Source organism: Wenyingzhuangia marina (assembly GCF_900130035.1).
GTDB classification, from domain to species: Bacteria; Bacteroidota; Bacteroidia; order Flavobacteriales; family Flavobacteriaceae; genus Wenyingzhuangia; species Wenyingzhuangia marina.
In genome coordinates this window covers 17,970-31,607 of the sequence record NZ_FQXQ01000001.1, presented here as the reverse complement: position 1 = coordinate 31,607, position 13,638 = coordinate 17,970, and the positions used below count along the sequence as shown (strand labels likewise).

The following is a 13,638-nucleotide window of genomic DNA, read 5'->3' as shown; positions in this document are numbered from 1 at the left end:
CCTCTACAAAAATTGCAGAGGGTTTGTAAATTATGTTAGTAATTAAAATTATGCCATTGAGTGATATACGTTTTGTACATCATCGTCATCTTCTAATTTTTCTAATAATTTTTCAACATCTGCTTGTTGTTCTTCAGTTAACTCTGTCGTAGTTGTTGGAATTCTTTCAAACCCAGAAGATAAAATTTCAAATTCATTTTCTTCTAAATAAGATTGAATCGCTCCAAATTGATTAAAAGGACCGTAGATTAAAATTCCGTCTTCATCTTTAAAAACTTCTTCCACTTCAAAGTCCATTAAATCAAGTTCTAATTCTTCTAAATCAACTTCTTTTCCTTCTGCATTGATGCGGAAATTACAAGTATGATCAAACATAAAAACTACTGAACCAGAAGTTCCTAAGTTTCCATTACACTTGTTAAAAGCAGCACGAACATTGGCTACCGTTCTGTTATTGTTGTCTGTAGCTGTTTCTACCACCACAGCAATACCATGTGGAGCATATCCTTCAAACAAAGTTTCTTTATAGTTAGCAGTGTCTTTATCAGTTGCTTTTTTAATGGCTCTTTCTACATTGTCTTTAGGCATGTTAGCTGCCTTGGCGTTTTGAATAACAGCACGAAGTCTAGCATTAGCATCAGGATTTGGTCCTCCTTCTTTCACCGCCATGACAATGTCTTTACCGATTCTTGTAAACGTCTTTGCCATTGCAGACCAACGTTTCATCTTTCTAGCTTTTCTAAATTCAAATGCTCTACCCATTTCTATGTATATTATTAAATTGCCGTAAAATTATTATTTTTTATATTCTGCTCCAAGTGTTTTTATCAAACTTGAATGACTCCTAAATTAAAAGGTTTTTCGATAGGAGCGTGGTTAGCAGCTTCTATTCCCATGCCAATCCAAGTACGTGTTTCTAAAGGGTCTATCACTGCATCTGTCCATAATCTTGCCGCTGCATAGTATGGAGAGGTTTGTTTGTCGTAACGTTCTTCAATATTTTTTAAAATTTCGGCATGTCTTTCTGGCGTAATTTCTTCTCCTTTACGTTGTAAAGTAGCTTCTTCTATTTGTGCCAATACTTTTGCTGCTTGAGCACCACCCATGACCGCTAATCTTGCTGATGGCCACGCAAAAATCAATCTAGGATCAAATGCTTTTCCACACATGGCATAGTTTCCTGCTCCGTAAGAGTTTCCTACGATAACGGTAAATTTAGGAACGACAGAATTGGAAACAGCGTTTACCAATTTGGCACCATCTTTTATAATTCCACCATGTTCACTTTTACTTCCTACCATAAATCCGGTTACATCTTGTAAAAAGACCAAAGGAATTTTCTTTTGATTACAATTGGCAATAAAACGAGTAGCTTTGTCAGCAGAGTCTGAATAAATCACTCCACCAAATTGCATTTCTCCTTTTTTGTTTTTGATGACTTTACGTTGATTGGCTACAATACCTACTGCCCAACCTTCTATGCGAGCATAGCCACAAATAATGCTTTCTCCGTAGCCATCTTTATAAGCTTCAAAATCAGAATTGTCAACCAAACGTTTGATGATTTCGTTCATGTCATATTGATCCGAACGAGATTTAGGTAAAATTCCAAAAATTTCTTTAGGGTTTTCTTTTGGTGGTAAGGCTTCTTTTTTACTGTAACCAGCTTTGTCAAAATCACCAATTTTATCCATGATGTTTTTAATAGTGTCTAAACAATCTTTATCATCTTTAGACTTATAATCTGTGACTCCAGAAATTTCACAATGAGTGGTAGCTCCTCCTAAAGTTTCATTATCAATACTTTCTCCAATAGCTGCTTTAACTAAATAACTACCTGCTAAGAAAATACTTCCTGTTTTGTCTACAATTAAGGCTTCATCGCTCATAATAGGCAAGTAAGCACCACCAGCAACACAACTTCCCATCACAGCAGAAATTTGAGTAATTCCCATACTACTCATTTGGGCATTGTTTCTAAATATTCTACCAAAATGTTCTTTGTCAGGAAAAATCTCATCTTGCATAGGCAAATAAACCCCAGCACTATCTACCAAGTAGATAATTGGAATTCTGTTTTCCATGGCAATTTCTTGTGCTCTTAAATTTTTTTTAGCGGTAATAGGAAACCAAGCTCCTGCTTTTACTGTAGCATCATTAGCAACTACAATACATTGTTTTCCGCTAACATATCCTATTTTAACAATCACACCACCAGAAGGACATCTACCATGTTCCTGATACATTTCATCACCAACAAAAGCCCCTATTTCAATTGATTTTTTGTTTTCATCAAATAAGTAATCAATTCGTTCCCTAGCAGTCAATTTGCCTTTTTGGTGTAGCTTTTCTATTCTTTTTAAACCACCACCCAAAGCAACTTTAGTAAATCTAGATCTTAAGTCTGATAAAGCTAATTTGTTATGGTCTTCGTTTTTATTAAAATTGATGTTCATAGTCTATTTTTTGCAGTGTCAAATGTACAAAAACGATCACATTTTTTTGTTTAATAAAGAGCTAAGATGATTTTAGGAATTCGTTTTGTTGTTTTTGTTTATAAGAATGTATTTTTTGAAAAGAATAAAAGCAGTTTAATTGTTTATAGTGCCGTTTGTCAGAAAAGTATTTTACCAAAGAGACTAATAAAGTTCTTTTGTGGTATAAATAATTAAATTTACTGTGATGAAAAAACTAATAGTACTTATTCTAATTTTAATAATTACACCATTTTTTGTGGTTTCTAACGAACCTATAACAGAAAAGGTTACTAAAATAGAGGAAGCGAACTCAAAAAACCCAAAAACTGCCAATTGGGAATATGTAAAAGCCAGAGCATTTGATAAAAATGAGGTTTTAGTTAAAGGATATAACAAACCTGTTTTAATTACATTAGAAAATAGCTCTTTAAAAGACAGCTTAATTGTTGTTGATATTATAAAGAAAATTAAAAATATAGTACCATCAATTAAGATTGGTTTTGAATTTGATGAAAAAACAAAAACTCCATTTCATTATGTGAATCTAAGTTTTGGTAAAAATCCATCCTTATTTAAAGAACATACAGAAACAAGAGATGGCTTATTCAGGGCAATGATTTATAGAAATAAAGAAAAATTCACATTCGCTTCTGGTAAAAACAGCTACACAGGATTATATTTTGATTTTGAAAAAGACATTGAAGATAAACATAGAAAGTTATATTTAAGACAGGAACTGCTAAGAGCTGTTTTTTCTACAAAATCAACTAATAAAAAATATGATGATCAATTCCCTTCAGGAATTTTTAATTTCAGACCTTGGCTTTTTATTAATCCTGTTTATTTAGAAGAGTCAGATAAATTTTTATTAAAAAAAGTATATGCTGAAGATTTCGAAGATCAGCTTGAAGATTACCTATATACTTATTATCCATGGCGTTATGCGTATTCTTTTTTGAGTAAAGAAAAAATGAAATTTTTGGCAACTTCTTTTATCAGTATTCTTGGAGTTTTAGTATTCCTTTTACTCTTTAGTTTTTTTCAAAACAGAAAGTTTAGATATACTTATTTAAATTATTTGTTTCCAATTTTACTCGTCTTATTTCAGGGGCTTAATCTTTCATGGATATATATTTATTTAACAGATTTTAGTGGTGGTTTTATAGATTGGGAAAAAAATATAAAATTTGGTTGGACAGTTTGTGTGTTGTTAGGAGTAGTTGTTTCAGTAGTTCTTTATTTTGGAGAAAAAATGATTATCAAACTAATTAAAAACTTTAGTTTTCAATTAGTTTCAAAAACATCTCTTACTTTTTTAGCTTTTAACACGCCATATTTTGTAGTGGCTATAATATATTCTTCGCTATCAGGATTTTCAGATTTTTACCATCCATGGTTTCTCATTTCAATATTTCTATCTGTAGGTAGAGGACTACTTATTTATCTTAATCATTTCTCAGATTCTTTAGTAAAAGAAAAAGATGTAGAATTAAGTCGTTTACAAGAAGCATATGCACAATCAGAATTAAAATCCTTACAATCACAAATCAATCCACATTTTTTATACAATGCCTTAAACTCTATTGCAAGTTTGGCACATACCAATGCCGATAAAACAGAAAAAATGGCCTTGTCGTTATCAGATTTGTTTAAATATACCATCAACAGAAAAGATAAAAAAATAAGTACCGTAAATGAAGAATTAGAAATGGTGCGTAGTTATTTAGAGATAGAGCAAACCCGTTTTGGCGATCGTTTAGAGTTTGTCATAGATGTTGAAGACGAGGTGTTACAAGAAGAAATTCCTATGTTTTTATTACAACCTTTGGTGGAAAATGCGGTAAAACATGGTGTGTCTAAAATTGAAGATAAAGGCGTTATAAAACTTAATATTATAAAAACGGATAAAAATTTAGAGATTGAAGTGACAGATAATGGACCAGATTTTCCTGAAGGTTTGGTGAGTGGTCATGGTTTGCAAACAGTATATGATTTATTGCGCTTGAGTTATGGAGACAAAGCAGCTTTAAAATGGCAAAACACACCACAAAAAAGCATTTGTATTTTAATTGATAAAACAGCTTAAAAATGAGTACAAAATACAGCACTATTATTATAGATGACGAGCCGCCAGCAAGAGATCGTTTGTTAAAATTATTAGGGAATTTTCCTGAAACTTTTAATGTTTTAGATACCGCTAAAAACGGACGAGAAGCCAAACAAAAAATAGAAGATTTAAAACCCAATCTCATTTTTTTAGACATAGAAATGCCAGGGCTTACTGGTTTTGAACTGTTAGAAGCATTGGAAACGATTCCTATTGTAATATTTTGCACGGCATATGACGAATATTCTCTAAAAGCCTTTGAGACCAATAGTATTGATTATTTAGTGAAACCTGTCCGTTTAGAGCGTTTAGAAAAAACAATTGGAAAGTTAAAATTACTGGATAGGCATTTTTCAACTCAAAATTTTTCTAGTTTTTTAAAACAAGTGTCATTTCAAAAAGAAGCTAAAAAAATGACCTCTATTACGGTTAAAAAAGGGGATAAGCTTGTTTTTGTAAAATTAGAAGATGTTTCACATTTTGAGGCAGGAGATAAATATGTAAATGTACATACCAATAATGAAATCCATCTAAGCGAACAATCTTTAACCCAATTAGAACAAAAATTACCAGATAACTTTTTGCGTGTTCATCGTGCTGTAATTATTAATACAGATTTTGTTAACGATGTTCAAAAATATTTTAACAGTAGGTTTGTCATCACTTTAAACAACCCTAAAAAGAGTAGTCTTACCACTGGGAGAAGTTATAATCAGGCTATAAAAGAATGGATGAATATTTAATAAAATGACTTTATTTAAAAAAATGCAACTCATTACATCCATATTGCAGTTTAACCGAAACTCATTTTACCTAAATAGCTTTTAAACTTCTTTTGTGGTATAAATAATTAAATTTACTATGATGAAAAAAGATGTTTTAAAAATTGTGCTGCTTGTAATTGTTATCCTTATTCCATTTGTTTTGGCTATTTCTGAAAGCAATAAAAAACCATTGTTAAAGAGGGTTGAGCATGAAAACTATAGCAAGCAACCCAAAGACTCTTTGTGGGAATTTGTAAAGGATGAGTTTGAAGAAGGAAAGATTGATTTGAATGTTAATTATGCTGAGAAGTTTAAAGAGCCTATTTTAATTAATGTAACAAATGCAACTCCTAAAGATAGTATAGCTATTGAAGGTTTAATAAAAGAATTGAGAAGGATTTTTCCTTTAAAAGAAGTAGCTTATTTTTCTGATTATGTAGGAAAAGATTTTACATCTTATACTAAAGAGAGAAAACCAACATCTGCATTGGTGAATAAGTCTTTTGATGAAATTCAGTCTTACACTACTCATATTTCATTTGAAAAACTACAATATACCCAACATAGAAGTGTTGCTTTTAATATCAAAGATCTTTCGCAAGATTATGGGCAACTCCGAAATAAAAATAGCTGGAATATACTTTATAACATAACAAATCTTGTTTTTGATTTTGAAGATGATGTTTCTGTAGCTAAAAGACAAGTTTATATAAATGAAGGGTTTTTTAAACTTTTTTGGAAATCTTATTATAAGAATATTGAAACGAAAACAGCTATAGATCCATTCATAAGAAGAGTTTTAACCATGGATGTGGAATATTCTAAACATTCATCTTCTATTATTCATAATGACTTTCGTGGTGTTATTCAAGATCATCAGTTCTTGATAGAAAAAATGTTTTCAAAAGATTTCAAAACTCAGTTTGAAGATTATATGTATCAAACGTATCCTTGGAGATATGCAAACATTTTTTTAGATAAAGAGAAATCAAAACAAGATGCAATTGCAGTAGTAGTCTTTATGGGTTTTTTGATTCTCATTTTAAGTTGTAGTCTTTTTTGGAACAGAAAATTCAAACTTTCTTTTTGGAATTACTTTTTACCTATAGTTATTTATATGACGAGTCTTGCATCTTTAAAGAAAATATATGTGTACCTAGTTGGTATAGATAATGTAAACAATGCAGTATTGGGAATTGTACTATCTTTTGTTTTTACATCTTTAATTGCTTTGGTTTCATCTTTTGTTTTTTGGCAAATAGAAAAAAGAATTCTTCCTAATAAAAGTGGTTTTGGGTTTCAACTGTTCTTCAAACTATTATTAACATTTGCCTTTTTATATTTTCCTAATATTATTATTACTTATAATGAAAGTGGAAATATCATTCATAGCAATAGTTATAATAGGGCTTTAAATGATTTTCAATTTTTGTTTATTACAATTGGACTTACAGTAGCCAGAGGTATACTGATATACCTTAACCACTTTTCAGATTCTTTAATAAAAGAAAAAGATGTAGAGTTAAGTAAATTAAAAGAAGCCAATGCACAATCTGAATTGAAGTTATTACAGTCGCATATCAATCCACATTTTTTATATAATGCCTTAAACTCTATTGCTGGATTGGCACATAGTAATCCAGATAAAACAGAAAAAATGGCTTTGTCTTTATCTAACTTATTTAGGTATTCCATCAATAAAAAAGGACAAAAAATGAGTACTGTTAAAGAAGAAGTTTTAATGGTAGAGAATTATTTAGAAATTGAAAAAATACGTTTTGGAGACCGTTTAAAATTCACTTTGCAAGTTGATGAAACTTTAGAAAATGAAGAGATTCCTATGTTCTTAATTCAGCCACTGGTAGAAAATGCTATCAAACATGGTGTTTCTGAAGTTAGGGGAGAAGGGATGATTACTTTAGAAATAAAAAAAGAATCAGCTAATCTGTTAATAATAGTGAGTGATAACGGACCTAATTTTCCAAATGGTTTGGTAAGCGGACATGGTTTGCAAACAGTTTATGATTTACTAAGATTAAGCTATGGAGATAAAGCTTCTTTAAAATGGGAAAATACTCCGGAGAAGAAGATTTCAATTTTAATTACAAAAAGTTAAAATAATGAATAAAGTATACAAAACTATTGTTATTGATGATGAACCACCCGCTAGAGAAAGATTATTGAAGTTGTTAGGAAACTTTCCAGATATATTTGAAGTCATTGGAGTTGCAGAAGACGGCGTGGAAGGACAAGAAAAAATAGAGACATTAAATCCAGATCTTATTTTTTTAGATATAGAAATGCCAGAAGTATCAGGTTTTGACATGCTAAAACGGTTAAAAACAATTCCGATAGTTATTTTTTGTACGGCATATGATCAATATTCATTAAAAGCTTTTGAAACCAATAGTGTAGATTATTTGTTAAAACCAGTGGGTTTAGAACGTTTGCAACAATCAGTTGATAAATTAAAATTGTTTAGTGATAACAAAGCCTCTCAGAATATAATGCAAATGTTAACGGATTTGTCATCCAAAAAAGAAATCAAAAAGATGACTTCTTTAACAGTTAAAAAAGGAGACAAGCTTATTTTTCTAAAGTTAGAAGAGATTAGTCATTTTAATGCAGATGAAAGATATGTTTCTGTTAATTCAAAAGAAGAAAACTATTTAATAGAAGACACTTTAACTCAGTTAGAAGAAAAATTACCAGATAATTTTTTACGAGTGCACAGGGGAGTTATTATTAATACGGATTTTATAAAAGAAGTTCAAAAATACTTTAATAGTAGGTTTGTTATCACTTTAAATAACTCTAAAAAAAGTAGTATTACAACTGGTAGAAGTTATCATGAGGCTATAAAAGAATGGATGGGAGTTTAAAAAATTAAAAAGAAATATGTGGCTGCATTATAAAATTAATTTAGGTTTACCTGCGTAAAAACGTAATTATTAGCAGTAAGTATGTTTTAAATAATAAATTGTAAACTAGAAAATAAAATTTTTAAAAAAAAATACTATGAAAATGAAACAAAACATTATTAAATCTTTCTATTTATTTCTGTTGCTTTTAGCAACTCAAATATCTGCACAAAATATCAGTAATACTAAAACTGATTTGCCAGAGTCTGTTTTTGGAGAATGGACTACAGTTCTCGATAAAAATAGATTTACAGAATTTACCCTACACAAACATTTTATAGAAAGTTACTGGCAAGCATATGTGTATAATAAAGATTTTGAAGTAATAGACAATCTTTATTCATTTACAGCTACAAATGACAATAATGATACCAAAGAATTTAAAATTAAAGTTATTAGTCAGGATACTTTGTCTGTTGATAGAGGAGAAGGGTTTAAAACTTTTTTTAGGCAAAAAACTCCAAGGAAATCTAGTTATACAACCTTAAAAGACTGTCCTGAATTCCTAAAGAAAACATGGTTTACGACGAATGGAAATAATAAAATTGAATTTTCTTTAACAGATGATGAGTTTATTTATAATGGTAAAAAATATGAAATAGAACAAGTGGTAAATTACACAGATTCCAAACAATTTAGGTTTACGGTTAAAGATGGGCTTGATTATAAAATGTTTTATTTTAAGGATTGGTACACAGATGGATATATACAGATAGGTTTTCATGGACAGTATGGAGATTTATATAAAGCCAATAAAGCTTATCCAAATAATAGAACAGAAAATGTAGATGCCTATTTAATCACTATTGTTCCAAAAGAATTACAAGGAAATTGGTTAAAAACAGATGGGAGTAATTTATGGTCTCATACCTTATACTATAATTTTGCTGTATTAGATAAAACAAAATGAAACTATAAATCTATTAAAAAGAAAGGTGGGAAATATAAAATTAGTTTGGAGAAAGATGGTGAAGAAATGATAATATTTGCAAGACCAAATAAAGACAATACCGTTAGTTTTGGTGTTAAAAAAAGAGAACTTTTACCTTACAGCTTAGAAAAAAAGAATAAACCAAATGTTAATTTAGAAGATGATACAAATTCTGTTTTAGATACAACAATATTTAAAGCAGGAATAGCAACTTATTCGGGTATCATTAAAAATTTTGATGAAAAAAGTACTGAAAAAACAGGAATGATTCATGTTAACAATATTTTTACAGGAGATCAAGATTCTCATTTAATTAATATTAACCATGATGGGACTTTTTCTGTAAGTTTTCCCTGTTACCATTTAGAGAGAGTGTATGTTGAATTTCCCAAAATCTATTCTGCTTTGTATGTAGCTCCTGGAAAAACAACATGGCATTTTGTTAATAGTTCTAATAGAAGTGAAGGTTTTTTTGCGGGAGATTTAAAGCAATTAAATACAGATATTGTTAGTTTAAACGGAATGTTATTTGATCATCAAGATTATTCTGATAATAGGAATAACATAAAAAACATCACACCGCAAGCATACAAAGCTACTTGTTTTAATATACAAAAAAAGCAGTTGCTAAAATTAGATAGTATTTCTAGAAGACGTTTTTTAAGCCGAAAAGCTTATGAAATTATGCGTAATGAATTAATTTATAGAAGTTATGAGAACATACTTAGTTACGATATGTATAACGGAGCTTCATATAAAGATAGCGCTAACGTAACAGTAAAGTATATTAAGTTTATTACCCCAGAGGTTCTAAATAATAAATCGGCAGTTGAAACTAGTAGTTACTCTTCTTTTATAAACCGTTTAAAATTTTTGAAGCATTTTAGAGAAGGAATTAGTGTAACGTATCCTAACTTTATGGAATTGGCGAATATAATAAAGAATCAGGGAGTTACATTTACTGATGATGAAATGACTTTAATAGAAATGTACAAAACTTATAATAAAGAAAATGCAGAGGCTATAAAAAGATCAAAAGAGTTTAATGATAAATATAAAGAAGTAGCTAGTGATATTAATAAAAAATATACTGAGTTATATACCAATATGTCTGAAGAGGAGCGTAAAAAATATTTTGGTAAAAATCGTTCTTTAGAAGAGATTACTAAATATATAAAACAAAACAATTTAGATATTGTTTTTACAGAAGCTGAAAAAGAATACCGAAAAGAGTCAGAAAATTTATGGACAAAAGAAGAGAAAAAACGTGCTGAATTATTTTTTTCTGAAGAGAATAAGAAAAAAAATAGAGCTTTTAATGACAAGTATAAAAGTTATATAGATAAATATATTCACAAAGAGTTAGATAAACAAGGAATTGAAAAGTATAAAGAAAATCTTGGGGAGACTTTTTCTACAGATGTTATTATAGCTCAAGAAATTTTAGGAACATTAATTAATGATTATATTCCTTTTTCAGAATCAGAATTAATAGAGGCAAAAAAAGAAGTAAAAAATGCTTTTGTAGCCAATGTCATAAATATTGAAAACGATAAACTGATGGCAAAAATTGAAGCCAATAAAACAAAGACGGGTGCGGTGTTCAATACAACATCAAATAAAGAAGCTGATAAAATTTTTGAAACCATTATTTCCAAATATAAAGGCAAAGTGGTGTTTGTAGATTTTTGGGCAACATGGTGTGGTCCATGTAGAAGTGGAATTAAAAAAATGAAACCTTTTAAAGAATTGTATAAAGATGAAGAGGTTGTTTTTGTATATATTTCAAGTCCATCATCTCCAGAAGCTACTTATAACAACATGATTCCTGATATTAAAGGAGAGCATTACAGGGTATCTAAAGATGAATGGAATTACCTAAAAAGTAAGTTTAATATTTCTGGTATTCCTCATTATTTGTTGGTAAATAAAGAAGGAGAAGTTGTAAAACAAAATACTAGCGATTTACGTAGCCCAGAGAGTTTAAAACCAATTTTAGATAGTTATTTAGAAAAAGAATAAAACTTTTCAATAAAATAAATATTGTTACATAATAATAAATTAATTAACATGGTTTTATTTACCATGGTAAATATTATTTGTACATTTGTATCAGTAAGAACAAATAAAATATAGACAGTAAAATGAAAAATGTAATAGTATTCGGAGCAAGTAATAGTAAAAACTCAATCAATCAACAATTAGCAGAATATGCAGCTAGTAAATTAAGCGATGCTAAAATTACTACTCTTGATTTGAACGATTACGAAATGCCTATTTATAGTTTAGATAGAGAAAGTGAATCTGGAATCCCTCAATTGGCTAAAGACTTTGATGCGAAAATGGCTACTGCTGATGGATTCATCGTTTCTTTTGCTGAATACAATGGTGTTTATTCAACAGCTTTTAAAAATATTTTTGACTGGGTTTCTAGAGTTGATGGGAATGTTTGGAAAGATAAGCCAGTAATTTTTATGGCAACATCTCCTGGAGAAAGAGGTGGAATTACAGTATTAGAAATTGCAGCAGGTAGAATGCCATATCATGGAGCAATGGTTGTAGGTACTTTTTCTTTAGCTTCATTTGGGGATAATTTTAAAGATGGAGTTATAGTGAATGAGGATTTAAATAATGAATTAACCAAGTTGGTAAACAAATTTCATAAAGAATTATTAGAAGCCTAATGCTATGACTGAATTTTCTAAAGAAGTAAATACTGTTTTTGATTCACAACACCTAAAAGCTGTTTTGAATTTAAAATATACAGCCAATTTTTTTAGCGCTTTAGGAAATAAGGAATTGGAGCCTTATCAAATTTCTACTCCTCAGTATAATATTCTTAGAATATTAAGAGGGGCTAAAAAGCCAATTACAATGAAATTGGTCAAAGAGAGAATGATAGAAAAATCACCTAATACGACTCGTTTAACAGATAAGTTATTAGATAAAGAACTTATTGAGAGAGTTAGATGTAAGGAAGATAGAAGAGTGGTATACGTTTCCATTACAGAAAAAGGATTACAACTTTTAGAAAAAGTATCTTTTAATAAAACCATGGAGCAAATAGAGCGTTTAACAGAAGAAGAAGCTAGTCAACTTTGTTACCTGTTAGATAAAATTAGAAATTAAGAATCTTTTTTCAACAAGTTTGAAATTTAGTATATTAAGTTAAGTTTAGTTAGTTAAAGCCAGTTGAAATTTCAACTGGCTTTTATTTTTGTTGACTCTTTTTGTAATCTCTAGGAGATTTACCTATATAAGATTTAAAAATTCTAGAAAATATAAAGGGTCTACAAATCCAATTTGATGGCGATTTTTTTTATGGACTTTCTATAGTAAGTAAAGTGTTCAATCCAAACAAATAAAATTAAATACTTTAAGAATTAATGAAAATAAAAAGTGTTTTCTGATAAAGATATTTACAATTAATAAAAGCTTGTTACAAAAATTGTAACAGGCTAAAAATATAAATAATTACTTTTTTCATATACTAAAGAGTTGTATTTTTCTGAAAATTTTAAACAAAAAAATATTATGAAAAAAAGAATTTTATTAATTGCTTTTATTGGAATAACTTTTGGCCTTAATGCTCAAATAACAGATACGGGCAGTAATGTTGGTATTGGGACTACTAGTCCAACGGTTAAATTAGATATAGCTTCTGATTCTTTTGGATTACCTGCTACATCTGGAAGCACGCCAAATGGATTTTTAAGAATTGGATACATCCAAAGATCATGGGGTGGTACTGAGATTTTATCAGGAATTATAAATGATTATATCTACGATTATGCAGGGTATATTCAAGCTAAAAACCCAATAGATTATTCACAAAACAGAACTTTTTTAATAAACCCACAAGGTGGTAAAGTTGGTATTGGAACAACAACTCCTAAGGAGAATTTATCTGTTTATGGAATAAATGCAAGGCTATCTGTAACAGGTGCTTCAGGGTCTAGTGCTATTTTATTAGGTAATCAAAATGGAGGTGGGGTTAATAATCCTGCAGCTATATATGGAGCAAATGGAAATTTATATTTTGGAGGAGGTACTAGCTGGTCTGGAGGAGGGACTCTTTCACCTACAATGATAGTTAAAGATAATATGAAGGTAGGAATAGGAACACTTAATCCAGACTCACTATTAACAGTAAATGGTAAAATACATGCTACAGAGGTTTTGGTAGATACTAATATTTTTGCTGATTATGTTTTTAAAGAAAATTACAATTTAAAACCGTTGTCCCAGGTAGAAGATTATATTAAAAGTAATGGTCACCTAGAAGGGTTTAAATCTGAAAAAGAAATTGTAAAAGAAGGTGTAAACTTAAAAGAAGTAACCATTAAACAACAAGAAAAAATAGAGGAATTGACTTTGTATTTAATAGAGTTGAGTAAAGAAGTTAAGTCTTTAAAGGCTCAATTAAATAAAGAGTAGT

The 13,638-nt window shown here is 29.5% G+C and carries 11 protein-coding genes; 9 read left to right on the top strand and 2 right to left on the bottom strand.

Translation table 11 applies throughout. The features are described 5' to 3' along the window. Window positions 1–48 precede the first annotated feature (48 nt). Together BUB70_RS00120 and BUB70_RS00115 are read right to left on the bottom strand one after the other, a co-directional pair. Window positions 49–762, bottom strand: a complete 714-nt coding sequence (locus BUB70_RS00120; RefSeq protein ID WP_073117663.1) for a YebC/PmpR family DNA-binding transcriptional regulator — start codon at window positions 760–762, stop codon at window positions 49–51. A 65-nt stretch (window positions 763–827) separates the two neighbouring features. Beyond that, window positions 828–2,456: an acyl-CoA carboxylase subunit beta gene (locus BUB70_RS00115; protein ID WP_073117662.1), complete on the bottom strand. Its 1,629-nt coding sequence runs from the start codon at window positions 2,454–2,456 to the stop codon at window positions 828–830. Between the two features lie 226 nt (window positions 2,457–2,682). Between BUB70_RS00115 and BUB70_RS00110 the strand changes: the two genes are divergently transcribed. The 9 genes from BUB70_RS00110 (at window position 2,683) to BUB70_RS00070 (ending at window position 13,637) form a co-directional block, all read left to right on the top strand. Further along, complete coding sequence (locus BUB70_RS00110) at window positions 2,683–4,563, top strand: sensor histidine kinase (protein WP_073117661.1); 1,881 nt, start codon at window positions 2,683–2,685, stop codon at window positions 4,561–4,563. 2 nt (window positions 4,564–4,565) lie between these two features. Next, window positions 4,566–5,327, top strand: a complete 762-nt coding sequence (locus tag BUB70_RS00105; protein ID WP_073117660.1) for a LytR/AlgR family response regulator transcription factor — start codon at window positions 4,566–4,568, stop codon at window positions 5,325–5,327. A 121-nt stretch (window positions 5,328–5,448) separates the two neighbouring features. Continuing rightward, on the top strand, window positions 5,449–7,464 hold the full coding sequence (locus BUB70_RS00100; RefSeq protein ID WP_073117659.1) for a sensor histidine kinase: 2,016 nt from the start codon (window positions 5,449–5,451) through the stop codon (window positions 7,462–7,464). 4 nt (window positions 7,465–7,468) lie between these two features. Beyond that, window positions 7,469–8,230: a LytR/AlgR family response regulator transcription factor gene (locus BUB70_RS00095; RefSeq protein ID WP_073117658.1), complete on the top strand. Its 762-nt coding sequence runs from the start codon at window positions 7,469–7,471 to the stop codon at window positions 8,228–8,230. Window positions 8,231–8,372: 142 nt separating this feature from the next. Beyond that, a complete protein-coding gene (locus BUB70_RS00090; protein WP_073117657.1) occupies window positions 8,373–9,179 on the top strand; it encodes a hypothetical protein in 807 nt (268 codons plus the stop codon). A 66-nt stretch (window positions 9,180–9,245) separates the two neighbouring features. Next, on the top strand, window positions 9,246–11,222 hold the full coding sequence (locus BUB70_RS00085) for a TlpA family protein disulfide reductase (protein ID WP_073117656.1): 1,977 nt from the start codon (window positions 9,246–9,248) through the stop codon (window positions 11,220–11,222). 122 nt (window positions 11,223–11,344) lie between these two features. Next, window positions 11,345–11,884, top strand: coding sequence for an NADPH-dependent FMN reductase (locus BUB70_RS00080; RefSeq protein ID WP_073117655.1), 540 nt, complete (start codon window positions 11,345–11,347; stop codon window positions 11,882–11,884). A 4-nt stretch (window positions 11,885–11,888) separates the two neighbouring features. Further along, entirely contained in the window at window positions 11,889–12,329 is a 441-nt protein-coding gene (locus tag BUB70_RS00075) for a MarR family winged helix-turn-helix transcriptional regulator (protein ID WP_073117654.1), read from the top strand. A 405-nt stretch (window positions 12,330–12,734) separates the two neighbouring features. Next, window positions 12,735–13,637, top strand: coding sequence for a hypothetical protein (locus BUB70_RS00070; protein WP_143155205.1), 903 nt, complete (start codon window positions 12,735–12,737; stop codon window positions 13,635–13,637). The last annotated feature ends 1 nt before the right edge of the window (window position 13,638 follow it).

Coding starts and splice junctions, on each gene's coding strand:
- BUB70_RS00120 (WP_073117663.1), bottom strand. CDS start 762: ATGGGTAGAGCATTTGAATTTAGAAAAGCTAGAAAGATGAAACGTTGG.
- BUB70_RS00115 (WP_073117662.1), bottom strand. CDS start 2,456: ATGAACATCAATTTTAATAAAAACGAAGACCATAACAAATTAGCTTTA.
- BUB70_RS00110 (WP_073117661.1), top strand. CDS start 2,683: ATGAAAAAACTAATAGTACTTATTCTAATTTTAATAATTACACCATTT.
- BUB70_RS00105 (WP_073117660.1), top strand. CDS start 4,566: ATGAGTACAAAATACAGCACTATTATTATAGATGACGAGCCGCCAGCA.
- BUB70_RS00100 (WP_073117659.1), top strand. CDS start 5,449: ATGAAAAAAGATGTTTTAAAAATTGTGCTGCTTGTAATTGTTATCCTT.
- BUB70_RS00095 (WP_073117658.1), top strand. CDS start 7,469: ATGAATAAAGTATACAAAACTATTGTTATTGATGATGAACCACCCGCT.
- BUB70_RS00090 (WP_073117657.1), top strand. CDS start 8,373: ATGAAACAAAACATTATTAAATCTTTCTATTTATTTCTGTTGCTTTTA.
- BUB70_RS00085 (WP_073117656.1), top strand. CDS start 9,246: ATGATAATATTTGCAAGACCAAATAAAGACAATACCGTTAGTTTTGGT.
- BUB70_RS00080 (WP_073117655.1), top strand. CDS start 11,345: ATGAAAAATGTAATAGTATTCGGAGCAAGTAATAGTAAAAACTCAATC.
- BUB70_RS00075 (WP_073117654.1), top strand. CDS start 11,889: ATGACTGAATTTTCTAAAGAAGTAAATACTGTTTTTGATTCACAACAC.
- BUB70_RS00070 (WP_143155205.1), top strand. CDS start 12,735: ATGAAAAAAAGAATTTTATTAATTGCTTTTATTGGAATAACTTTTGGC.